Source organism: Stenotrophomonas sp. 62841_Sma (genome assembly GCF_056482945.1).
Window position 1 is genome coordinate 2,074,760 of record NZ_CM151224.1, and the last position, 22,199, is coordinate 2,096,958.

At 63.8% G+C, this 22,199-nt stretch carries 24 protein-coding genes and 1 tRNA gene; 12 read left to right on the plus strand and 13 right to left on the minus strand.

The window, feature by feature from the left end; genetic code table 11:
• Window positions 1–271: 271 nt before the first annotated feature.
• Window positions 272–1,054 (plus strand): glycosyltransferase, encoded by a 783-nt coding sequence (locus tag ACZK5G_RS09735; RefSeq protein ID WP_478466204.1) that lies wholly within the window; start codon window positions 272–274, stop codon window positions 1,052–1,054.
• A 191-nt stretch (window positions 1,055–1,245) separates the two neighbouring features.
• On the opposite strand, the gene ACZK5G_RS09740 is transcribed toward ACZK5G_RS09735, so the two are convergent.
• From ACZK5G_RS09740 to ACZK5G_RS09770, 7 genes are all read right to left on the minus strand, one after another.
• Entirely contained in the window at window positions 1,246–2,379 is a 1,134-nt protein-coding gene (locus ACZK5G_RS09740) for a glycosyltransferase family 4 protein (protein ID WP_478466206.1), read from the minus strand.
• A gap of 73 nt (window positions 2,380–2,452) precedes the next feature.
• The gene (locus ACZK5G_RS09745; protein WP_478466208.1) at window positions 2,453–4,573 is read right to left on the minus strand and encodes a YjbH domain-containing protein; all 2,121 of its coding nucleotides are present in this window, start codon (window positions 4,571–4,573) and stop codon (window positions 2,453–2,455) included.
• The gene (locus ACZK5G_RS09750) at window positions 4,573–5,238 is read right to left on the minus strand and encodes a capsule biosynthesis GfcC family protein (protein WP_478466210.1); all 666 of its coding nucleotides are present in this window, start codon (window positions 5,236–5,238) and stop codon (window positions 4,573–4,575) included. The genes ACZK5G_RS09745 and ACZK5G_RS09750 overlap by 1 nt, the downstream gene beginning before the upstream one ends.
• Before the next feature lie 104 nt (window positions 5,239–5,342).
• Window positions 5,343–6,035 (minus strand): YjbF family lipoprotein, encoded by a 693-nt coding sequence (locus tag ACZK5G_RS09755; protein ID WP_478466212.1) that lies wholly within the window; start codon window positions 6,033–6,035, stop codon window positions 5,343–5,345.
• A 13-nt stretch (window positions 6,036–6,048) separates the two neighbouring features.
• On the minus strand, window positions 6,049–7,155 hold the full coding sequence (locus ACZK5G_RS09760; protein WP_010484747.1) for a polysaccharide biosynthesis/export family protein: 1,107 nt from the start codon (window positions 7,153–7,155) through the stop codon (window positions 6,049–6,051).
• 88 nt (window positions 7,156–7,243) lie between these two features.
• On the minus strand, window positions 7,244–7,546 hold the full coding sequence (locus ACZK5G_RS09765) for a hypothetical protein (RefSeq protein WP_132809993.1): 303 nt from the start codon (window positions 7,544–7,546) through the stop codon (window positions 7,244–7,246).
• A 109-nt stretch (window positions 7,547–7,655) separates the two neighbouring features.
• Complete coding sequence (locus ACZK5G_RS09770) at window positions 7,656–8,246, minus strand: phosphatase PAP2 family protein (RefSeq protein ID WP_478466214.1); 591 nt, start codon at window positions 8,244–8,246, stop codon at window positions 7,656–7,658.
• 109 nt (window positions 8,247–8,355) lie between these two features.
• Between ACZK5G_RS09770 and ACZK5G_RS09775 the strand changes: the two genes are divergently transcribed.
• Window positions 8,356–8,432: transfer RNA gene (locus tag ACZK5G_RS09775), tRNA-Arg, on the plus strand.
• Between the two features lie 36 nt (window positions 8,433–8,468).
• On the opposite strand, the gene ACZK5G_RS09780 is transcribed toward ACZK5G_RS09775, so the two are convergent.
• Window positions 8,469–9,359 (minus strand): dihydrodipicolinate synthase family protein, encoded by an 891-nt coding sequence (locus ACZK5G_RS09780; protein WP_478466216.1) that lies wholly within the window; start codon window positions 9,357–9,359, stop codon window positions 8,469–8,471.
• Between the two features lie 108 nt (window positions 9,360–9,467).
• Here ACZK5G_RS09780 and ACZK5G_RS09785 point away from each other — a divergent pair, with 108 nt between their 5' ends.
• On the plus strand, window positions 9,468–9,941 hold the full coding sequence (locus ACZK5G_RS09785; RefSeq protein WP_478466217.1) for a GNAT family N-acetyltransferase: 474 nt from the start codon (window positions 9,468–9,470) through the stop codon (window positions 9,939–9,941).
• Between the two features lie 7 nt (window positions 9,942–9,948).
• On the opposite strand, the gene ACZK5G_RS09790 is transcribed toward ACZK5G_RS09785, so the two are convergent.
• Window positions 9,949–10,506 carry a GNAT family N-acetyltransferase gene (locus ACZK5G_RS09790; protein ID WP_049421336.1) on the minus strand — a complete coding sequence of 186 codons (558 nt, stop codon included), beginning with the start codon at window positions 10,504–10,506 and terminating at the stop codon, window positions 9,949–9,951.
• Window positions 10,507–10,652: 146 nt separating this feature from the next.
• On the opposite strand from ACZK5G_RS09790, the gene ACZK5G_RS09795 reads away from it, so the two are divergent.
• Entirely contained in the window at window positions 10,653–11,546 is an 894-nt protein-coding gene (locus ACZK5G_RS09795; protein ID WP_293794812.1) for a helix-turn-helix domain-containing protein, read from the plus strand.
• On the opposite strand, the gene ACZK5G_RS09800 is transcribed toward ACZK5G_RS09795, so the two are convergent.
• The gene (locus tag ACZK5G_RS09800; protein ID WP_032127431.1) at window positions 11,494–12,324 is read right to left on the minus strand and encodes a universal stress protein; all 831 of its coding nucleotides are present in this window, start codon (window positions 12,322–12,324) and stop codon (window positions 11,494–11,496) included. The genes ACZK5G_RS09795 and ACZK5G_RS09800 overlap by 53 nt on opposite strands.
• A gap of 171 nt (window positions 12,325–12,495) precedes the next feature.
• On the opposite strand from ACZK5G_RS09800, the gene ACZK5G_RS09805 reads away from it, so the two are divergent.
• Entirely contained in the window at window positions 12,496–13,062 is a 567-nt protein-coding gene (locus ACZK5G_RS09805; RefSeq protein ID WP_071228897.1) for a TetR/AcrR family transcriptional regulator, read from the plus strand.
• Between the two features lie 31 nt (window positions 13,063–13,093).
• Here ACZK5G_RS09805 and ACZK5G_RS09810 read toward each other — a convergent pair whose 3' ends face one another.
• Together ACZK5G_RS09810 and ACZK5G_RS09815 are read right to left on the minus strand one after the other, a co-directional pair.
• On the minus strand, window positions 13,094–13,453 hold the full coding sequence (locus tag ACZK5G_RS09810; RefSeq protein ID WP_010482617.1) for a response regulator: 360 nt from the start codon (window positions 13,451–13,453) through the stop codon (window positions 13,094–13,096).
• Window positions 13,443–14,606 (minus strand): two-component system sensor histidine kinase NtrB, encoded by a 1,164-nt coding sequence (locus ACZK5G_RS09815; RefSeq protein WP_478466219.1) that lies wholly within the window; start codon window positions 14,604–14,606, stop codon window positions 13,443–13,445. Before ACZK5G_RS09815 ends, ACZK5G_RS09810 begins: the two co-directional genes overlap by 11 nt.
• A gap of 151 nt (window positions 14,607–14,757) precedes the next feature.
• On the opposite strand from ACZK5G_RS09815, the gene ACZK5G_RS09820 reads away from it, so the two are divergent.
• The 5 genes from ACZK5G_RS09820 to ACZK5G_RS09840 all read left to right on the plus strand — a co-directional run bounded on the left by ACZK5G_RS09820 (window position 14,758) and on the right by ACZK5G_RS09840 (window position 20,906).
• The gene (locus ACZK5G_RS09820; RefSeq protein ID WP_478466220.1) at window positions 14,758–17,868 is read left to right on the plus strand and encodes a response regulator; all 3,111 of its coding nucleotides are present in this window, start codon (window positions 14,758–14,760) and stop codon (window positions 17,866–17,868) included.
• Window positions 17,865–18,689 (plus strand): CheR family methyltransferase, encoded by an 825-nt coding sequence (locus tag ACZK5G_RS09825; protein ID WP_032127427.1) that lies wholly within the window; start codon window positions 17,865–17,867, stop codon window positions 18,687–18,689. Before ACZK5G_RS09820 ends, ACZK5G_RS09825 begins: the two co-directional genes overlap by 4 nt.
• Window positions 18,689–19,264, plus strand: coding sequence for a chemotaxis protein CheB (locus tag ACZK5G_RS09830; protein WP_049398526.1), 576 nt, complete (start codon window positions 18,689–18,691; stop codon window positions 19,262–19,264). Before ACZK5G_RS09825 ends, ACZK5G_RS09830 begins: the two co-directional genes overlap by 1 nt.
• Window positions 19,261–20,394 (plus strand): hybrid sensor histidine kinase/response regulator, encoded by a 1,134-nt coding sequence (locus ACZK5G_RS09835; RefSeq protein ID WP_279912091.1) that lies wholly within the window; start codon window positions 19,261–19,263, stop codon window positions 20,392–20,394. The genes ACZK5G_RS09830 and ACZK5G_RS09835 overlap by 4 nt, the downstream gene beginning before the upstream one ends.
• An 83-nt stretch (window positions 20,395–20,477) precedes the next feature.
• On the plus strand, window positions 20,478–20,906 hold the full coding sequence (locus ACZK5G_RS09840; RefSeq protein ID WP_032127425.1) for a BLUF domain-containing protein: 429 nt from the start codon (window positions 20,478–20,480) through the stop codon (window positions 20,904–20,906).
• A gap of 3 nt (window positions 20,907–20,909) precedes the next feature.
• Here ACZK5G_RS09840 and ACZK5G_RS09845 read toward each other — a convergent pair whose 3' ends face one another.
• Window positions 20,910–21,230 carry an ArsR/SmtB family transcription factor gene (locus ACZK5G_RS09845; protein ID WP_049398524.1) on the minus strand — a complete coding sequence of 107 codons (321 nt, stop codon included), beginning with the start codon at window positions 21,228–21,230 and terminating at the stop codon, window positions 20,910–20,912.
• A gap of 86 nt (window positions 21,231–21,316) precedes the next feature.
• Here ACZK5G_RS09845 and ACZK5G_RS09850 point away from each other — a divergent pair, with 86 nt between their 5' ends.
• Window positions 21,317–21,754, plus strand: coding sequence for a YeeE/YedE family protein (locus ACZK5G_RS09850; protein ID WP_032127423.1), 438 nt, complete (start codon window positions 21,317–21,319; stop codon window positions 21,752–21,754).
• Window positions 21,751–22,164, plus strand: coding sequence for a DUF6691 family protein (locus ACZK5G_RS09855; protein WP_478466222.1), 414 nt, complete (start codon window positions 21,751–21,753; stop codon window positions 22,162–22,164). Before ACZK5G_RS09850 ends, ACZK5G_RS09855 begins: the two co-directional genes overlap by 4 nt.
• Window positions 22,165–22,199 lie beyond the last annotated feature (35 nt).

Genomic DNA, 22,199 nt, shown 5'->3' on the forward strand with positions numbered 1-22,199 from the left:
TGCAAGTGATATGAAACGGATAATTGGAAGGATCCGAAAGGCCTTCGCCTTGCCCAGAAGGGTTAGGGATGGAGTATGGGTTGTTTCGCCCATGCTGCTACCGTTTCATGGAAATAGCGTGGTTGGGAGGGTAAACAGATCCTTGCTCGGATTCTCTTTCGCGGTCTGGAGTCGTATTGTTGGCCTTAAGCCATCCGTCCTCTGGACTTATAATCCAATTACAACGCAGTTGGTGGATTTGGATCGTTTCGCGACGGTGGTATATCACTGCGTGGATGATGTAAAGGCGCAGCCGGGCATGCCGTTTGAGGCAATTGATTCACGTGAAAAAGAGCTGGTACGAGAGTCGGATGTGATATTCGTTACTGCGGAGCCTCTTCTTGAGGGGCGTCGCGATATTAATCCAAATACTATTTACTACCCAAATGTGGCTGACTACGTGCACTTTTCGTCAGCGGGTTCGTCGGGTGTCCAGGTTCCTTCGGACATTGCGACGCTCAAAGGGCCGGTGATTGGATTTGTTGGAGCGATTAGTTCTTATAAAATAGATTTTGAACTAATTGTTGGAATCGCCCGGCGCCGCCCTGACTGGAATATTGTACTTGTCGGGAAGGTGGGGGAGGGTGATCCTTGGACCTGTGCTGAATTGCTCAGTACCGCTCCCAATGTGCACCTCTTAGGGCCGCGGCCTTATGCTGATTTGCCTGCTTATCTCAAGGGTATGAATGTTGCCATTATGCCCAATATTCTCAATGACTACACTCTTGGCATGTTTCCAATGAAGTTCTTTGAGTATCTTGCTGCTGGCTTGCCCGTTGTAAGTGTGCGCCTTGATTCTCTGAGGGAGTTTGCACATGTGTGTAGATTTGCTTCGGGTGCGGATGAGTTTGTCAGCGAGATTGAGGCAAGCCTTATGGATGATTCAGTGGCCAAGGAGCGAGGTCAGATTGAGGCAAGGCGTCACACTTATGAGTCACGAACAGTCGCAATGTTGAATGACATTGGGCGCCTATCCAAGCAACGAAAATCAGGGATGTTCGATTTGCAAGCCTGAGGCCGTTTCTCAGATGGTCCCTCTCCTTGGCTGGTGTAGGGACCTCTAAATAATTATTCTCGGTCTTGAATTTTGGGGCTTACGAGAGGAGCTGAGGCGTCAGATTCGTTTTGTATCCTTTGCAGTGCGAGGTCCGCCCGCGATCTCAACTGAAAGGCCCTTTGCTCGAGTGCAGTATTATGCAGCTGCGTTTAATCAATGGCATGATTTTTCTGTCGTTGATGGTTCTGGTGTGCAAGCTGAACTTCTTTCGCCAGCCTATTGCGGAACTCATCAGGACTGAATTTGTTGGCGTGCTTGGAAATCTGGGTGTGATTCCAAGGTGCGCAGCGCAGCTCGAATGATCTGATGGCGTTTTGGATTGACAACGAAGATTGCTCGGAAAAGAAAGATCCTGTTTCTCCTTCTTTGACGCTGTCGAGGATGCCTCCTTTCCCGTAGGCGATCACCGGCGTTCCAAACGCTTGCGCTTCCACCGGCGCAATACCAAAGTCCTCTTCAGCCGCAAATACGAAGGCGCGTGCCTCGGCAAGATGCTTCTCGAGCACTTCCTGGGGCTGGTACCCGAGAACGCTCACGTTGTGCTTGGCGAGCCGCTGCATCTGTTCCAGCATCGGTCCGCTGCCAATAACAACAAGCTTGCGATCAGGCATTTGATTGAACGCTTCGATGATCAGGTCGATGCGCTTGTAGGGCACCAGCCGGGAAGCGGTGACGTAGTAGTCTTGGCGGATAGAGCTGGGGAGAGTCTCCGGGATATCAACTGGTGGCGGGATCACAACAGATTCGCGCCCGTAGACCTTGCGAATACGCCGAGCAATGAACGTCGAGTTGGCGATGAAATGGTCCACACCGTTGGCGGTCCGAACGTCCCACATGCGAATATAGGAGAGAATGATCCGTGCGATGGCACTCTTCAGGCCCCGGTCCAGCCCGGATTCGCGCAGATACTGCGGCTGAAGGTCCCAAGCATAGCGAATCGGGGAGTGGCAGTAGCACACATGGACTTGATCTGGGCCAGTGAGCACGCCTTTGGCTACGGCGTAGCTGCTTGATAGAACAAGGTCGAAGCCGCTGAGATCAAACTGCTCGATGGCAAGCGGCATGAGCGGAAGATAACTCCGATAGCTTTTGCGTGCACGTGGCATTTTCTGGATGAAACTGGTGTGAACCTTGTGGCTGCCAAGGAAAGAGCGATCTTCCTCAGGGAGGAAGTCCACCAGAGTGAATATCTCTGCCTGGGGGTACAGCAGTAGCATCTGCTTCAGTACCTTCTCGGCACCTGCATTGACTGTAAGCCAGTCGTGGATGATTGCTACACGCATGTTGTTCTTCCTTGCAGACTTCGATGTTGCCTGTTCAATTGGGTGGAATCGAGATGGCTCGATTTCCATGGGCTTACTTTGCGATGTTTTCGAGATTGTCGAAGAAGAAGTCCGGGTCCCGCTCCGACGTCAATTGGTAAAGCGAGTAGCTTCGACTCAATCGCGCGCCACCGTCTCGATATAGTGGATTCCAGGCGAACGTCGCACGGGCGCGAGTCGAACGAGGCAGCAGGAAGTCGAAGGGAATCGAAATGAAGATGCCCTTGTCGAAACTGCCTTCGCCAAAGTCCTTGGACGAAACGTCGGTCTTGGTGGCGTATGCGCCCATGTTGACGCCATTGTCGAAGGCGCGCGCAACCGAGATTGTGGCGCCCCAGTCCTTCGCCAGGTAGCGGCCGGCGCTGATCATGCTGGTGATCTTGTGCTCATCGCCCCACTGATAATAGAAGCTGGCGTGGCCGGTGGTGGTGCTGTAGTCGCGGAAGCTGAAGCGCTGGTCGAAATCGCGCTGCTTCACCCAGTTCAGCTCGGCACCTAAGGCCCAGCGCTCGTTGAGGGGGCGGTAGAGGATCTCTCCGCCCACACCGCCGTACATGGCCTCGAACAGGCCGGCGTATGCCGAGCCATACAGATCATTGCCCAGCTGATGATTGCTGGTGAACTGGAGGTTGGTCAGGGTCAGGTCTTCCGTAGTCAGGTACCTACGGATGTTCGTGCGGACCCGGGGCAGGTTGCTTGGCGCGTCGTAGCGGAAGCGGTTGTAGTTGTTGTACGCGTTGTAGCTGACCGTTCCACTCAGCCAGGTGTTCCGCGTGAAGTGAAGATTGGCCGAGTAGGTGCCTGCGACCTGGAACAGGAAGAAGCCATCCGGTCCACCCAGCTGCTGCTGGTATCCAATATTGAACGCGCCGTCAAAGCGCTGAAGCGGCGCTGTGTACAGGCTCTCGCGGCGCTGCTGCGCAGGCGCTGCCTGCTCGATGTGGCCCGCCAGCTCGCTTAGTGGGATGCGATTGTCGAGGTAGCGGTTGAAGGCGCTGCGCTCAATGCTGCTCTCCACGACAGGGATGCCGAGGCGAGTGTTCTGGATTGTGAACCAGGTGGTATCGGATGGCAGTTCGGAATCCAGGATGCGCGCCGCACGGCCAACACCCTGCGCGGGGTAGTAGAACCGACGCTGTTCACCGCTGACGATGACTTCCGATCCACGTCGGCTGATGCCCGTGACACGAAGGCCGGCGTTCTCTTCCAGGGTCCGGCTCAAGGCGGGCCAGTCGATGTCACCCAACGACTGCGCAGAGGGTGCCGCGGATGCTCGCGCAATCGGAGGCGGATCCAGCAGCTTGGGTGTGGACTTCGCCCGCGCCACATTGCCGCGCAAGGTAATGCCGAACATGGCTGTGTCGCCCCGTTCCCAGCCAAGATGCAGTTGCACGTTGGGATTCACGGCATAGCTTGCGCCAAGGTTGATCGGGCTCTTTTGAGCCTGATTGTTGTTCTGTGGTTCGCGCTTGTAGTCGTTGCCGTCATACTCAAGCTTCAGCTGCAGGGGTTCCCAGGGTGTCTGGTAGGCGATGCCGCCGAAGATGCCGACGGGACCGCGGAACATGCCCTTGCTGTTGAAGTTGCCAGTGCCCTGCGCGCGCGGACGCTCTTCAAAGCGATCGCTGATCACCCGAAGCGGATTCGAGAAGTCTCCTCGATTGCCGATGTAGCCGGTGGCAAGACCAAGGCTTGCATCGATCGGTCCGAACCGCTTGCTTGCAACCAGGTACTCGCTGGAGAACAGGCCGGTACCACCGATATCGCGGAAGCCTGCGGACACCTCGGGGGCCCATCGGCTTTCCTGCCACAGCCTGACCTTGAGGTCGATCGACTTGTCCTTGTAGTTCTGCTTGCCGCTCAGCCATTCGGGGCCATAGCGTCGGTTTGCGACCGAAACATAGCGGAACGCACCTTCGACCCACGGAAGAGGCTGCATCACCACGTTGTAGCGGCTGTAGGGCGAGGTGTGGCTAGCGGTGAAGCTCACTTCGCCGTCGTCGGCCATACGTGCGGTGGGGGTCTGCAGCAGGCCGACGCCGCCCCAATCGCTGGCGGTGGGGGCAGGGGCTGTCTGTGCGTGCAATGCAGCGCTGACGCCCAGGCTGAGAAGGGCAACACTGGCGCGTGCCAGTGGGATGGAGCGATGGCGCATCAGTATGAAACTCCGGGTGCATCCAGCACCTGGGTGGCAAGGAAGCGCGCGGCATCCTCGTTGACATCGGGGGCAATCGTGCGGATCTTCGCGGTGTCCAGCGGCACGTAGATCACCGCGCCAGGAGCAAGGTGCACGGGCGTGCTGCTGTTCCACAGCGCCACGCCGAGCTGCTGCACCTTGCCGTCGGGTTGGATGACGTAGAGATCATCAGGGCTCGCCACCGGCAGCAAGGCACACGCGTTGCGGTAGCTTCGTGCGTCGAGTGTGGCTTGATGCTGCAGCTTGCACGGCTGTACGACCGCGCCAACAACCTGCACGGTTTCGGGTCGGCCGGGATAGACGACGCGGTCGCCCGCCAGCGCGGGTCGATTTTCCGCGGCACTGGCTTCCAGGCGGCGCGGATCAAGGAGCTGCGGTTCGCGCCCGGTCACTGGCAGGTCACCGAGCTCGCGCGCCAGCTGCGCGGCCGCGTCGGCAAGCTCCGGAGCATCCTGCTGGGAGGCGAGTGTTTCAAGATCGAAGAGCAGGCCCGCTTTGAGGCGGGTCTGTGGCGTCAGTGCACGTTGCCGAAGAAGGGCGGCGCCCAGCATATAGGCTTCTTCTTCCGGCGCTGCAGCAAGTGCGGCTGCGCTGAGGCGGGCCTCGGCGGGAAGCGTGTGCATGCCGGGATTGCGAACATGACCGGCCGCTTCGACATTGATCGGCGATGAGGCGTGCGCATGGCAGGCCAGCGCCAGTGCCAGCCCAAGGATGATCGGTCGCAGTGTCATCGGTTCTGCAGGTCCTGCGAGTAGGGCTTGAGCTGGACAACTTCAAGGCTGGTGTCGGGTGCGATGGCCTGGATGCTCTTCCAGATGAATCCGTTGGCAGGATCGACCCAGTAGTGGTTGTCGCGCTTCCAGCCGTCGCCCTGAAGCCGCTCCCGAACGTGCAACAGCTCGCGCTCGCTCTCCAGGATATGGACCTTCTCCTTGCCCAGGGTGGTCAGGGTGCCGGTGACGCTCATTCCATACCGGTAATCAGGCATGACGTCGTAACGGCGCTGCACGGTCGTGCCATCCGCTATCCGGTGCAGCGCGTGGAAGGGAGAGTCCCCTTCGAGCGTCATGTCCTGAAGCTCCGGGCTGCTGCCGTGGATTCCGACGACGATGCCATTCCTAAGAAAGACGATGCTTCGCTCGGAGCTGTACCAGGCCTGGCGCCCGGAGTCGATGTTGCCAAGTACCAGAACGGCGCCACCCGCTGGACCGGTGACCTTGATCTGCGGGAATCGATTGGCGGCCACCTCGGTGGCCGTGGGTTCCACGTTGGGCTTGCCCTGCAGCGCCATCTGCACCGACTTGACGCTGGTCTTGCCCACAACGCCGCAACTGGTTGCGGCGATGAGTACAAGCAAGGCCAGCGCCACGGGGCGCTGGCGATTCGCGTGTCGGGTGGCAGCCTGAGCGATCCTGCTCATGGTGCGGGCCACCTTACTTGTCCAGGTCGCTGCGCGCGCTGGCGGCGTTGCTGATGATGGAGGTGAACGGCAGCAGCTGGTTCACGAACCGGCTCCAGCGGGTCACGCCAGCGGCACCGACAAACACGACATCGCCGGGCTGCAGGTCGAACTGGCTGGCCACGGCAAATGCGGTCGGTGACTTGGCTTCCAGGTGGAACACCTGCGACGGAGTGCTCTGCAGGTCATTCGAACCGCGGATCACGTAGACAGCGTTGCCGTTGGAGGTGGTCTGCAACAGGCCGCGCGCACGGCCAAGTGCCTGGCTCAGGGAAATCTCGCCGGTCTTGAAGTTCATTGCACCCGGCTGATTGACTTCGCCGACCACGAATACTTCCTTGTGGTCGAGATAGGGCACGTAGATGTGATCGCCGGACTTGAGGAACACATTGGTGTCGCCGCCGCCGCTGCGACCCAGTCGGTCGAGGTCGATGGTGTAGGTGGTGCCATCACGTGTCAGGCGAATGCCGGACAGGTCGGCCTGTGCCGGATCAAGGCCCGCCTGGCTGATGGCGTCGCCCATCGTCAGTGGCGTTACTGTCAGCGGAACAGTGGCGGCCTGACGCGAGGCGCCGGTAACCCAGACGCGCTGGCTGGCATAGGTCAGCATGGAGACGTCCACCTGCGGCGCTTCGATATAGCGGGCCAGCTTGGTGGAGATCTCTTCGCGCAGTTCGCCGGGCGTCTTGCCTGTGGCGGTGATCTTGCCGATATAGGGATAGAAGAGCGTTCCGTCGGACTGCACAAGGCGGCCTGCGGCGTTCAGCTGCTGCTGCGGGCCTGCCGGCACGGTCAGTTCGGGGTGATCCCAGACGGTGATGTAGAGAATGTCGCCGGCACCGATGCGGTAGGGGCCCGGCTGATACTGGGTCAGAGCGGCGGGCAGCGCTGCGACATCGCGGGTTGCGCGCTCCATGGCGATCAGCTTGGGCGTGATCGGAATCAGTTCGATCTGGTCGTTGCCAATGGGCTGATCATCGCGAGCGAAGGTGCTCGAGCGAAGATGCTGGCCTGGCGCCCACATGCAGCCGGTCAGGGTGAGTGCCACCGTCATTGTGGCTACGAAACGCTTGCAGTCCATCGAAATCTGTTCCTGGCCCGATCGGGCATGAAAAAACCCTCGCCGAACTGACGCCCGGCGAGGGCGGGGTGCTACGTCGGCGTGTCGATCAGCGGGTGGTGCCGGTCGTGCCGGTGGTGCCCGTGGTGCCGGTCGGCGGGTTGGTGGTGCCGCCACCATTGTTGTTGCCCGCGTCATCCTTGCTGCTGTCCGCAGCAACGCTGTACAGCACGCCAGCAGCGGCAACGCCCAGGCCCACGGTGGCGACGGTGGTCAGGGTGCCGGTGGCGGCAGCGCCAGCAGCTTCAGCGCCAGCAACTTCAGCGCTGGTTTCGGCGGCGACAGGAGCTTCCTGAGCGAACACCGGCGAGGACAGGCCCAGCAGGGCCAGAGCGGCAATCATCTTCTTCATCTACGGGGTCTCCTACTCCGTGAGGGAAATTTTTCCACCGCTATGTTGGCTGCTATTCATTTGCCCTGTCAAGGATCGTGAAGGAAATGTGGAGTGGCTCTGGCGATTCTCAGAAGTGTTGGAAGATCTCAGCCCTGCCGGAGATGAGCTTTGCTAGTGCAATGACGAGTCGGTGCGTATGGACGTCCGGCAAGGCGAGGGGTAGGACCATTCCCGCGAGTACGGCAGCGACAACAGCCATCGCACGGGCACGACCGACGGGTGATGCGGCGTGCAGTGCCCATGTGCTGCAGCTCAGTCCAAGTGCCAGCCCGGCAATTACCTCCGAGAGGCTGTGCGCATGCAGCGGGATTCGTGACCAGGCAATAGCGGTGGCCAACAGCACGCCGATTACCAGGCCGATCGCCCGTACGCGCTTGCCGGGGCCGGCAAGCAGTACACCAACGACCGGATAGACGACACTGGACATTGCGGCATGCCCGGAGAAACCGGTGAAGTGCACGCTCTTGATGCCAATCCCCCAGCCCATGAAGGCCAGCTTTGAAGCAAGCGTGACACCGGCGGTGACGGCGATGGCCAGCAGCCATCGCCATTTCAGGCGTGCGTCTGCACGGGGCAGGGTGATCAGTAGCGCCAGGGCCATCGGCAGCAGCCAGCGGCTGTCGCCGAGGGCGGAGAGGGTTCGCCAGACGTCGGACATCCAGTTCACAACGGGTCGCGGCGGGCCAGCATATCTACTCCGAGGGCCCTGCAGAACGCCCCGCGCTTGGTCCATTCAGCCAGACGAGGTATCCTTTCCCGCTGCCAATGGCCCCGTAGCTCAGCTGGATAGAGCGTCCCCCTCCTAAGGGGAAGGTCGCCCGTTCGAATCGGGCCGGGGTCACCATCTTCTGCAGCCGCATGGCAGCCGCACTCCGGGCTTCTACAACAACCCCAGCCCACCCAGCACCGCCTCCAGCTCCTCGCGCTCGCCACCATGCAGCCCCTGCAACGGCAACGGCAGGCAGTCCTCGCCGCACAACCCCAGCAGGGCCGCCGCGCAGGCCATGACGCGAATCCCGCCAAAGCGGTCATACAGCGACCACAGCGGCGCCAGTCGTACGGACAGGGCAATCGCACCCTCCTCATCGCCGTTTCCCACGGCCCGCACGATCTGCAGCGCAACCTCTGGGAACAGCCCTGCTGTCACCGAGTACCAGCCATCACATCCCGCCAGCAGACCACGCACCGCCGAGGCGTCGCCACTGACGCCCAGCGTCACATGCGAAGGGACGCTGGCGCGCAATGCCGCGACACGTGTGGCAGCCTCAACCGGATCATCAGCAAGGCGCGGAATCTTGATCGAAGCGATGTTGGGCAGCGCGGCGATCCGGCCATGCAGTGCATCGGTGAAGCGAAAGTGGGTGGTGCCCGGATTGTCGTAGACGCAGATAGGCGTGCGGACCGCTGCGCATACTGTTTCGAACAGTACTTGCACCTCATGGTCCTTCAGGGGCTGGTAAGACACGGGGGCGAGCAGCAGGCCTGCAGCACCTGCATCCTCGGCGTCCAGGGCCAGTTCCAGCACATCGCGGGTACGCAATGCACCGATGCCGGCGATCACCGGAACACCCCCGGCGTGCGCGAGTGCTTCGCGCAGCACGCGCTTGCGCTCGTGCTTCTCCAGATAGGCGTAGCTGCCAGTGGAGCCAAGCACGCCCATCGAATCAACATCGGAATCGGCCAGGCGCTCGACCAGTCCGGCAAACGCACGAAAGTCGATGCCGGCTTCAGAGAGCGGGGTCAGTGGAAACGCCCTGAGGCCTTTGAACATGGGATCTCCCGAAGGGGGAATGGGCTGGACACCTGGAATTGTTTATTGTCCTATGACAAAACTCAAGTGTCGCCATGCAGCGTGTCTAACCGCCACGAATGACGCACCATGCGGGTCATGAAACCAAGCCTTTGCGCCGTCCTGCCTTCCCACTACGCCACCATTGCCGATTGGCTTGATTCCGCCGAGGCCACCCAGCGCTGGGCGGGCCCCGGCGTGCCGTTTCCCTTGCCGCAGGAACGGTTCGCGCAGGTGCTCGAACTCGGGCTGCGGCCGGGCTGGGCGCTGCTTGACGAGCAGGGCCAGTGCCTGGGCTTTGGCCAGTACTGGATGACCGACGCCGGTACCGCGCACCTGGGCCGCATCATTGTTTCCCCGCTGGCACGCGGGCGCGGCCTTGGCCGGCTGCTCATGCAGGCCTTGAGTGCACAGGCCATGCGCGAAGCCGGTGTGCAGCGCCTCACGTTGCGCGTCTATCGTGACAACGCAGCTGCCGTGGCCCTGTATCGCGACCTCGGCTTCCAGCAGGTTGACGCGTCCTCGACGCCGGAACTTCTGTTCATGCAGCGCACGTCGGCCTGAACTTCGCTCATGCTGGCAAGGTGGCCTGCAGGGCAAACCATTGCTCGCGGGTGATGCGGCTGATGTGCTCTGTGCGGTAGTCGCCGAGGAAGCTGTTGAACTTGTTCACTTCGGTATGGTGATGCTGGAAACCGCATTTGCTCTGTGCGCTGAGCGATTGCAGGTTGTCAGCGAAGTAGCCGCACCACAGTGCGTCCAGTTCCAGTTGCATGAAGGCGTGCCGCATCACTTCGCGCACCGCTTCGGGCACCAGTCCGTGGCCCCAGTACGGAACGCCGATCCAGTAGGCGATCTCACCCTCTCGATCGCTGATCTCGAAGTTGCTGTCGGTGCCGATCAGGATGCCGACACAGCCGATCGCGTGGCCGTCCTCGCGGCTCTGCAGCGCGTAGACCTCTGGCCGGTTGAAGACGGTGCGGATGATTTCGGTACTTTCCTCAACGCTGGTGTGCACCGGCCAGCCGGCGATGGGGCCCACGCGCGGGTCGCGGGCGTACTCGTACAGATCGGCAGCGTCGGTGTCGCGCCAGGGGCGAAGGATCAAGCGTTCGGTGTGCAGCTGCATGTCAATTCCACGGGAACAAAGAGAGTGCACAGGCTAGGTCGCCAGGCGCGATCGGCCCAGAGCGGGACCTTGATGGTTTCGGTACTTTTCACAACGGGTGGCCGAGCCCGGGTATGCTGGGGCCCGGAATACAGCCGGATCGGCCCATGGATCGCGTACCCCAGCTCCTGGACCAGGACGAATCCATGCGCTTGGAGGTCAGTACGCTGGCCGAAGGGCAGGGCGTCCCGTTGTCGTTCGGCCACGCTTATCTGGCGCTGCTGGTATGCGTATCGGGGCGCGCACGCTTTGCACTGAACTTCCGCGAGGTAGCGGTGCAGCGGCACGATGTGCTGGTGCTGGCAGAGGACACGCTGGCGCTGCTGCGGCAGCGCTCACGCGGCTTTCTGGCGGTGGTCTGCCTGATGCCCAAGGCGCTGGCATCGGAGGTGGCCTATGTGCTTCCCAATGCACTGTTCAAGTTCCTGCACGATCAGCCCCACTGCGTGCCGTCGCCGCTGGACGTGCCGCTGCTGCAGGGCTGGCTGCAGCAGTTGATGGATGCACAGCACAATGGCGGCCGCTATCGTCACGTGATGCTGCGCAACCTGCTGCAGACGTTCTTCCTCAAATTCGCAACGCTGTTGCCGGCGCGCAGTGTGGCCGTGGCGCAGGTCAGCCGACGCGAGCGCTTGGCCTGGAATTTCTGGGAACTGGTCGGTGAGCGCAGCACGCGCCAGCGCGACGTGCAGTCCTATGCCGACGCGCTGTGCATCACCCCGTTCTATCTTTCGCAGCTGACCCGCGAGTGCTTCGACGAAACGCCAAAGGCGTTGATTGATCGCCAGGTGGTGCTGGAAATCAAGGCGCTGCTGACCTACAGCGAATTGCCGATCGGTCGCATCGCCGAGCGACTGTGCTTCGAGGATGCATCCTACCTGTGCCGCTACTTCCGGCGGCACACCGGGCAGTCGCTGACCGGCTATCGCCGGGCAGGGCAGGGCGGTACTAGTGCGACACGAACAAGGGCGCCGGTACTTCGGCCAGCAGATCCTCGGTGACCCCGCCGAGCACACGCTCGACCACCCGGCTGCGGCTGTAGGGGCCCAGCACCAGCAGGTCGGCGTCGGCATCGAGCACGTGCTGGCGGATGGTCGCGGCAACGCCGCCCTGGCTTGAACTGATCGCCTGGATCTCTACTTCGACGCCGTGCCGCGCCAGGTGCTGGGCCATCTCGGCGCCAGGTGTGGCCTCGGCCTTGGGCGTGTCGACCATCAGCAGGTGCACCGCTTTCGCACGTGCGAGCAGCGGCAACGCATCGGCTACCGCACGACGTGCCTGCTTGCTGGCATTCCAGGCCACCACGATGCGATGGCCGACCTGGTCGCCATGCCAATGCGGTGGCACCAGCAGCATCGGCACGCCGGTCTGGCGCAGCGTTCCCAGCGGGTGCCAGCCAGAAGGGGCGCCGGGAGTACGCGGATAGCCGGCGATGATCAGGTCGCAGTACAGCGACTGCAGGGCCAGGTCGGCGCCGCCCAGATAGTCCGAGACGATGCGCAGTTCGGTGCTGATCTGCAGCGGCTCGGACACGGCACGCAGGTTCTGCATCAGCTGCGCGGTGCAGGCGGCATCCGCACGCGCCTCATGGTCGAGCGCGGCGGCGATGCCGGCACCGCGCGCGAAGCCGTTGGCGATGTCGGTGGGATGCTGGGCGGTGGAGACCGCGACCAGATGGGCCTGCTGTGCCTGCGCCAGATGGGCGGCGATGTTGAGAACGCGGTCCCCGGTGTCGCTGGCGTCGAACAACACAGCGATATCGCGTAGTGGATGCAGCATGGCGTTGTCTCCTTCGATGCCTGTGACGCGTTCCCTGCCGTGCACCGACCCGGGTGCACCGGACGCATCCCTGTTTTAGCGCATCGGTGATCCGAATGAATCATCTGTGATTCAGTTTATTAATTGGTGATTCATGCTAGCGTGAGGGCGAACCCACACCTCAGCGCTTTCATGCGACCTGCTGCAGCACGCACCCGCCGCGACCTGCCCCACGCGCTGGCGGCCACCCTGGTCAGCCATCCACGCTGCACCCTCAGCGAACTCGCGCGCGGGGCCGGTATCAGCCGCGCGACTCTGTACCGGTTTGCGCCCACCCGGGAGGCGATCGACGAGGCACTGTTCGCGGCCGGCTTCGAGCGCGTGGAAGCGGCGGCGGTCTGGTTCGATGAGGGCGGTGATGCGCGCCACGTGCTGGAGCAGGTCACCGCCACGCTGCTGGCGGACTGGGAGCTGGTAACGCTGCTGTTCGCGCGGATGATGGAAGAGCAGCAGCGCCAGGGTGACCTGCATCTGCTGCCGGAGCGCTGGGCGCCGATCGGCGAGCGCTTCGAGGCCTTCTTCCTGCGTGGTCAGGCGGCCGGAGAGTTCAACGTTGGTTTCACCGCAGTGTGGCTCGCGGACTTCTACTGGACCTGCTTCTACGGCATCACCTGGTCACTGGCGCGCGGTCGGCTGGCGCCGGCAGCGGCAGCCTCTACGCTGCTGGCTTCGTTCCAGCGGGGGGCGATGACGGGTTGACCGCAGGGCCCTGCTGCCGGGGCACCGTGCCTTACGCCTGCTTCAACAACTGCACCAACTGGCGCAGCCGATACGGCTTGGGCAGGAATTCCACCTGCTCCGGCAGGGGCGGCAGCTGCGAGCGCGCATAACCGGACGACAGGATCATCCGCGCCTGCGGCTGTTCGCGCGCCACATGCTCGCTCAGTTCGATGCCGGACATGCCGTTGGGCATGCTGACGTCACTGAACACCACGTCGAAACGCGCTTCGCCCTTCAGCAGGGCGGCGGCCTCATGCGCATCGGCGGTCGTGGCCACGTCGATGCCGAGGTCGCGCAGGGCCAGGCCGATCATTTCACGCAGATCGGTCTGGTCTTCCACCATCAACACGCGGATCGGGTCATCGGTCATCGGCAGGGTCCTCCATTGCGGGGAGCAGCAGGCTGACCGTGGTGCCGACACCGGGCGTGGTGGACACGTCGACGAAGCCGCCGCTCTGGGTAGTAAATCCGAACACCTGGCTCAGGCCCAGGCCGCTGCCTTTGCCGATGTCCTTGGTGGTGAAGAACGGCTCGGTCGCCCGTTCGGCGATGTCGGCCGCCATCCCGTGGCCCTCATCGCAGACGCTGAGGGTGACATAGCCACGTTGCAGCGTGGAGTCCGCATCCGGATCGAGGCGATGCTCCAGCGCGGTGCCGATCAGGATGCGGCCGCCTTCAAGGGTAGCATCCGCGGCATTGGCGACCAGATTGGCCAGCGCCGTCTGCAGCTGCAGCGCATCGGTGTTGATCGCAGGCAGGCCGGGCGCCAGCTGGGCATCCAGCACCACCGTGGGCGGGCAGGCGCGTTGCAGGTCCGGCAGCCACTGCCGTATCAGCGCATTGATTTCCAGTGGTTCGCGGATCAGGGTCTGGCCGGTGCTGAAGGCCAGCAGCTGGCGGGTCAGCAGCGCACCACGATCGGTCGCGGTCTGCGCCGCATCAAGCAGCTCGGCGGCGCGTGCATCGTCACCGTTCACGCGCAGGGACAGCAGGTCCAGGGCGTTGCCGATGGTGGTCAACAGATTGTTGAACTCGTGCGACAGCCCGCGGCTGAGGCGGCCGACGGTCTCGAATTGTTGGGTATTGCGCAGCGCACGCTGGGCATCACGCAGCAGCCGCTGTGCCTGCCACTGCTCGGTGATGTCGCGGGTGATCTTGACGAAGCCGAGCAGCTCGCCTGCTTCGACGACCGGCTCGATGACCACGCTGGCACGGAAAGACGAGCCATCGCGGCGCACCCGCCAGCCTTCACTGGCGACGTGACCGTGCTGCGCTGCGAGGCGGAGCAGGCGCTGCGGTTCCCCGGCTTCGCGATCGGCAGCCAGATAGAAACGGCCAAAGTGCGTGCCGACCACTTCACCGGCTGAATAGCCCTTGATGCGCTCCGCGCCCGGGTTCCAGCTGCAGACGATGCCATCAGGATCAAGCAGGTACAGCGCATGGTCGCGCACGCTGTCGATCAGCAGTCGCAGTTGGCGGGAAGGGTCCGTCAGCACGGACGTCGTAGAAGCAGCTGCGTCCACGTGGAAATGAGCATTACCCCTGGGAGGGACGTGAAGCTAGGCAGTGCAGTGTGAAGAGTGCGTGCAGGCGCGGCACGTGCCAATGGTCCTGTGCGGCTGAATACGACACGGAGTACCATCACCCACCCTTTGTGCTCTGGAACCGACCTGCATGCGTCCTGGTGCGACTACGCGTGACCGCTGGATCTGGATGACCTCCGCCGTACTGCTGGCAGCGACCATTGCGTTGGAACTGGTGGTTCCGCTGGGCTATGCCGTCTGGCTGGCGTATTTCCTCGCTGTCGGCGTCACGCTGTTCCAGCGCAGTGCACGTGCGCCGTTCATCGTGGCCGTCGTCGCCTGCATCCTGTTGATCATCGGCTACAACGTTGCCCCGGCCAGCTCCAACTCGGCGTTCTCGTTCGTCAACCGCAGCATTGGCGGGTGTGCGTTCCTGATGATCGCGCTGATCGTCTCCCGCGCCATCCAGGCGCGGCGCGACGCGATGCGCGCGCTGTGGCTGCAGGAGGCCGAGAACGCGGTGGCGATGAGCCTGCGCGGTGATCTGGGTCCGGAGCAGATCGCCGAGGCGGCGGCAACCAGCCTGGGGGCCCAGCTGCAGGCCGACGTCGCCGCCGTCTACCGTCTGGAAGGGGGAAGACTGCAGCTGACCGGCGGTCTGGCGTTGCCGTCCGGTATGCCGGCGTCGCTGGCATTGCAGGAGGGCGTGGCCGGGCAGGTGGCACGGGACGAACGCATCCGCCACCTGCATGGGGGAGATGATGCGGTGCTTGAGCTGCAGACCAGCCTGGGGCGGTTGCCGGTGCGCGAGCGCATCCTGGCGCCGATCAGCAGCGATGGTGCGGTGGTGGGCATCATTGAACTGGGACGCACCCGCGCCGGCGAACAGGATCGACTCGATATCGAGCTGCTGGAGCGCTGTGCCGAGACCATCGGCATGGCGCTGCGTGCCTCGCTGTTGCGCGCACAACTGGTGGTACTGCTGGAGGAATCCCAGCGCCAGGGTGAGGAACTGCAGGCCCAGCAGGAAGAGCTGCGCGTGGCCAATGAGGAACTGGAAGAGCAGAGCCGCAGCCTGCAGCACTCGCAGACCCATCTGGAAGAGCAGCAGGCCGAGCTGGAACAGAGCAACGTCCAGCTGGAGGAGCGCACCCACGAGCTGGAGGCGCAGAAGCAGGCGCTGCTGGTCGCGCAGAGCCAGCTGGTGCGCAACAGCAACGAACTGGCCGCCACCTCGCGCTACAAGTCCGAGTTCCTGGCCAACATGTCGCATGAACTGCGCACGCCGCTGAACAGCTCGCTGATCCTGGCCAAGCTGCTGGCCGACAACAAGGACGGCACGCTCACCGAAGAACAGGTGAAGTATGCGCGCGCGATCCTGTCGTCCAACAACGATCTGCTTGCGCTGATCAATGACATCCTGGACCTGTCGCGCATCGAGGCCGGCCACGTCGAGCTGGCCGATGAAGTGGTGGTGACGGGCAGCGTACTGCAGCGCCTGCGTGAGACGTTCGAACCGATGGCGCGCCAGAAGGGCCTGGCCCTGCAGATCGAGGCCGATGCGCTGGCCCCCAGCCAGCTGGTGGTCGACAGCCAGCGCCTGCAGCAGATCCTGAAGAACCTGCTGGCCAATGCGGTGAAGTTCACCGAGCATGGCAAGGTCAGCCTGCACGTGCGTGCGGGCGGTCAAGGACGCATCCGTTTCGAGGTCTGCGACAGCGGTATCGGCATTGCCCGCGAGCAGCTGCAGGTCATCTTCGAAGCCTTCCGCCAGGCCGATGGCAGCACCCGCCGCCGTTACGGTGGCACCGGCCTGGGCCTGTCGATCTCGCGCGATCTGGCCGAGCGCATGGGTGGCAGCATCCAGGTCGACAGTGAACCGGGTCGTGGCAGCTGCTTCATCCTGGAACTGCCGTTGCAGGGCGCGCCGGTTTCGGAACCGGGCGAAGTGCCTGCCGCCGCCTCAACAGCGCCTGCGCCGCAGCCTGCGCCGCCGATCGCTGCGCGCACCGCTGTCGCACCGACCGTTGCATCCGTGGCGCCCGTCACCGCCAGCGTGGCCGATGACCGCGGCCGTCGCCAACGCGCCGGCCGCTTGATCCTGGCCGTCGAGGACGACGCCACCTTCGCCGAAGCGCTGGTGGCCCTGGCCCATGAACTGGACTTCGACTGCGTGGTGGCCGGGACTGCCGAAGAGGCACTGACCCTGGCCAGCGAACTGCGCCCCAACGGCATCCTGCTCGATATCGGCCTGCCGGACGTGTCCGGCCTGAGTGTGCTGGAGCGCCTGAAGCGCAACCCCGATACCCGGCATATCCCGGTGCACGTGGTTTCGGCGATGGACCGCAGCCAGGTGGCGCGCGAGCTGGGTGCGATTGGTTTCGCGATCAAGCCGACCACGCGCGAGCGGCTGGTGACGGCCATCGAACAGCTGGAACAGACCAGCCAGCGCGACGTGCGGCGCCTGCTGATCGTCGAGGACGACAGCGAGCTGCGCCACAACCTGGAACTGTTGCTGGGCCGTGATCAGCTGCAGATCGTTGCAGTGGGAACGCTGGCCGGCGCGCTGGAGCAGCTCAGCACGGTCACCTTCGACTGCATGGTGATGGACCTGTCGCTGCCCGACGGCAGCGGCTACGACCTGCTCGAGCACATGGCCGGCAATGATGATGTCGGCTTCCCGCCGGTGATCGTCTATACCGGTCGCGCGCTCGGCCGCGAGGAAGAGCAGCGCCTGCGCCGCTATTCGAAGAGCATCATCATCAAGGGCGCGCGTTCGCCCGAACGCCTGCTGGATGAGGTCACCCTGTTCCTGCACAGCGTGGAAGCCAGCCTGCCCACCGACCAGCAGCGCCTGTTGCGCGAGGCCCGCCGTCGCGACACCGTGCTCGATGGCCGTACTGTTTTGCTGGCCGAGGATGACGTGCGCAACATCTTCGCGCTGTCCAGCGTGCTTGAGCCGCTGGGCGTGACGCTGGAGATCGCGCGCAACGGCCAGGAAGCGGTGGATCGCCTGGCCGAGCGCGAGGTCGACCTGGTGCTGATGGACATCATGATGCCGGAGAAGGACGGCCTGGCCGCGATGCGCGAGATCCGCGCGCAACGTCACCTGCAGGACCTGCCGATCATCGCGCTGACCGCCAAGGCCATGCCCGATGACCGCGAGCGTTGCCTGCAGGCCGGTGCCAACGACTACATCGCCAAGCCCATCGACGTCGACAAGCTGGTGTCGCTGTGCCGGGTCTGGTGCTCGCGGCAATGAACGAACAGGCATTGTTCGACCTGGAACTGAAGGTCCTTCTGGAGGCGCTGTACCAGCGCTACCACTACGATTTCCGCAGCTATGCGGTGTCGTCGCTGCGCCGGCGCATGCGCCAGGCGATGCAGCGCTATGAGTGCGAACGGCTGGTCGACCTGCAGTACCGGCTGCTGCACGAGCCGGAGCTGTTCGCCCAGGCCATGCAGTTCTTCACCGTGCAGGTCTCGGAGATGTTCCGTGATCCCGCGTACTTCCGTGAACTGCGCGAGCAGGTGGTGCCGGTACTGCGCACCTATCCCTCGGTGAAGCTGTGGGTGGCCGGTTGCAGCACCGGTGAGGAAGTGTGGTCGCTGGCGATCCTCCTGCATGAGGAAGGCCTGCTTGATCGCAGCATCGTCTATGCCACTGACATCAATCCGGCCGCGTTGGCCACCGCCGAGGCGGGCGCCTATGGCATCGACCGGATGGCCCAGTTCAGCCGCAACTACCTGGCGGCCGGTGGCACGGCGTCGCTGTCCGACTACTACGCCACGGCCTACGACGGCGCGGTGTTCGACCGCCAGTTGCGTCGCAACGTGGTGTTCGCCGACCACAGCCTGGCCACCGATACCGTGTTCTCCGAAGTACACCTGGTGTCGTGCCGCAACGTGCTGATCTATTTCAACCGCGACCTGCAGGACCGCGCTGTCGGTCTGTTCCGCGAAGCGCTGGTGCACCGGGGCTTCCTCGGTCTTGGCAGCAAGGAATCGCTGCAGTTCGGATGCCACCATGACGCCTTCGAGGTCTGTTCGCGCGAGCACCGCCTGTACCGGAAGGTGGCCTGATGGCCCTGCCGGCGCGTCCTGCCGTGCTGGTGATCGGCGCGTCTGCCGGTGGCGTGGCGGCCCTGCAGGCGGTACTCGGTGCGCTGCCGGCGACGCTGCAGGTGCCGGTACTGGCCGTGCTGCACCTGCCGCGTGACCGCACCAGCCGCATCGCCGAGGTGCTGGCGCCGTACTGCGCGCTGCCGGTGCGTGAAGCCGAGGACAAGCAACCGCTGCGGCCGGGCACGGTGACGTTCGCGCCGCCGGATTACCACCTGCTGGTGGAGGACGAGGGGGCAGTGGCGTTGTCGGTGGATGCGCCGGTGCTGTTCTCCCGTCCGGCCATCGATCCGCTGTTCGACTCCGCTGCTGCGGTGTTCGGCAGGCGGGTATTGGCCCTGCTGCTGACCGGTGCCAGCAGTGATGGAAGCGAGGGCGTTGCCGCCGTGCGCCGTGCCGGTGGCCGTGCCTGGCTGCAATGTCCCGAGGAAGCCGAGGCGTCGATGATGCCGGCCTCCGCCCTGCAGTACGCCGGCGCCGATGCCGTGCTGCCCCTTGAACTGATGTGTCGTCGCCTGAAGGAGTTGTTTGCATGAACCTGCTGCCACCGGACCCTGCGCAGTCGCAGTCCCCGGTCAACCTGCTGATCGTCGATGACGTGCCGCAGAACCTGGTGGCCATGCAGGCGCTGCTGCAGCGCGAAGGCGTGAATCTGCTGCTGGCCGGCTCCGGCGCGCAGGCGTTGGAGCTGCTGCTCGAGCACGAGGTGGCACTGGCCCTGCTGGACGTGCACATGCCGGAGATCGATGGCTTCACCCTGGCCGAACTGATGCGCGGTTCGCATCGCAGCCGCGACGTGCCGATCATCTTCCTGACCGCCTCCCCGGATGATCCCCTGCGCGTGTTCAAGGGCTACGAGAGCGGTGCGGTCGATTTCCTGCACAAGCCGGTGGCGCCGCAGGTGATCCTGAGCAAGGTCAACGTCTTCATTGAGCTGTACCAGCAGCGGCAGCTGCTGAAGGCGCGCAACGAGGCGCTGGAACGCGCGCTCAAGCTCAACGAAACAATGGCGGCGGTGCTGACCCACGATCTGCGCACGCCGCTGTCGGCGATCCTGCTGTGCAGTGACAAGCTGGCGCTGGAGATCCCGCAGGACAATGCGGGCGCGCAGCAGACCCTGCAGTACCTGGAGGCAAGCACTCTGCGCATGGCACGCATGGTCGAACAGCTGCTGGACTTCTCGCGGATCCGCAGCGGTGGCCTGCGTCTGCAGGCCAGTGCCTGCGATCTGGCCGACGTGACCCGCGCGGTGGTGGCCGAAGCGGGCAGCGCGCATGGCGCGGACCGGATCCATCTGGACATGCACGGCGATACGCGGCTGCAGGGCGATCTGGACCGTCTCGGCCAGGTTGCCGCCAATCTGGTCGGCAACGCGCTCACCCATGGCAGCGAGGCGAGGGTGGAGGTGGACGGGCGCGATCCGCGCAACGTGCTGCTGCGGGTCAGCAATGCCGGCCGGATCGACGACGCGCTGCTGCCGCGGCTGTTCGAACCGTTCAAGGCCAGCTTCCACCAGAGCAAGGGCCTGGGGCTGGGCCTGTATATCGTCGATCAGTTCGTGCGCGCGCACGGAGGGCGCATCGCAGCGCGCAACGAGGCCGGGCAGGTGGTGTTCGAAGCCCTGCTGCCGAGACGCGCAGAAGGGCTGCCTGCAGCGGCAAACTGAATTCTTCAGGAAACAATCACGTGCACTGAGACGGACTCGTCCGCAACTGCTACCGTGGGTGTACATCTTGTCAAGGAAGCACCATGCCACTGCGTGCCATCGCCTACGTCAGCCAGGCGTTGCCGGATCTTTCCGCTGAACGGTTGCAGGCGCTGGTCGACGATGCCGCCCGCTTCAACAAGATGGCGGGCGTGACCGGTGTGCTGCTGCATGACGGCGGGCGATTCCTGCAGTACATCGAGGGGCCGCCGGACGGTATCGATTCGGTGTACGAGCGCATCCTGCAGGCCGGCAGCCATGTCGACATCATCGAGCTGGCGCGCGGCCGCCTGGGCCAGCGTCAGTTTCCGTACTGGTCGATGCGCGCGTTGCCGGTGGATGCGGCGCTGCTGCGCCAGCTGTCGGCCAGCGACTGGTCGGGTTTCAGCCGGGCGCTGGAAGGTGATCGTTCGGCGCCGACCCCGGTGGATCTGCTCGACAACGTCGTGCAGCCCGCCCTGCACGCCGGCTGAGCGTCAACGCGAAGTGCCGCCGCAGTAGGCGGCATGCAGCGCCTGCAGCACGCCCAGTGCGGGCCCTTCAATCACGCGGTAGTGGATGGCCTGCGCTTCGCGACGCGTCGCGACGATATCCAGTTCGCGCAACACCGCCAGATGCTGTGACAGCGCCGATGCGCTGAGGCCGGTCAATGCCTGCAGTTCCGGTACTGGTGCCTCACCTTCGACCAGGCGGCACAGCACGCGCAGCCGCGCAGGATGGGCCAGGCTTTTGAGCAGGGCTGCAGCCTCGGCGGCGTGTTCGGCCATGGCGGCGCTGTCGAGCGGGGTGCGGGCCATGGTTGACCTTTTTGTTTAGAAGTATCTAATTTAGATAAATCTAAATCAAAGGGCAATCCCATGAGCGGCGTGAAAGAGGGCAGGGCATGAACCTGCCATGGACTGCGGTGGCTGGCGGAGCGCTGATCGGCGCCGCCGCGGTGTTGCTGCTCGCCACTGTGGGGCGCGTGGCGGGTATCAGCGGGATCGCTGCGGGCAGCCTGCGCGCAGCGGAAGGCGAGCGTGGCTGGCGCTGGGCATTCCTGCTGGGGCTGCTCGCAGCAGCGGGGCTGGTGCTGTGGTGGCAGTCGCTGCCCGAGGCCTCGCCACGTGTGCTGCTGCGCGATGCCTTGCCCGCCTGGCAGTTGATCGGCGCCGGCCTGCTGGTGGGCTTCGGCACGCGCCTGGGGAGTGGTTGTACCAGTGGTCATGGCGTCTGTGGCATGGCCCGCGGCTCGAAGCGCTCGCTGCTGGCAGTGCTGGTGTTCATGGCCTGCGCGATGCTGACCACGTTCCTGGTCCGTCACGGCGGAGGCCTGGCATGAGCCGCGGGGTATGGGCCGCCGCTACGGCGGGTGCGCTGTTTGGCGCTGGGCTGGCGCTTTCCGGGATGACCGACGCGCGTCGCGTGCTCGGCTTCCTCGATGTGGCCGGTGATTTTGATCCGACGTTGATGTGGGTGCTGGGCTCGGCACTGCTGGTCAGTGCCGTCGGGCAGCGCTGGGTACTGCGACGCGCGCAGCCGTGGTTCGCGCTGCGCTTCCAGCTACCCAGTGCACGTGATGTCGATGCTCGCCTGCTGCTGGGTGCTGCACTGTTCGGTATCGGCTGGGGATGGGCTGGTTACTGCCCCGGACCGGCCATCGCCGGGCTGGCTGTCGCATCGCGTGAAGCACTGTGGTTCGTGCCTGCCATGGTGGTGGGCTTCTGGCTGCAGGATCGCTTCGTGCGCTGAGGCTTCACCCCTGTGTCACCATGGATCGGGTCAGA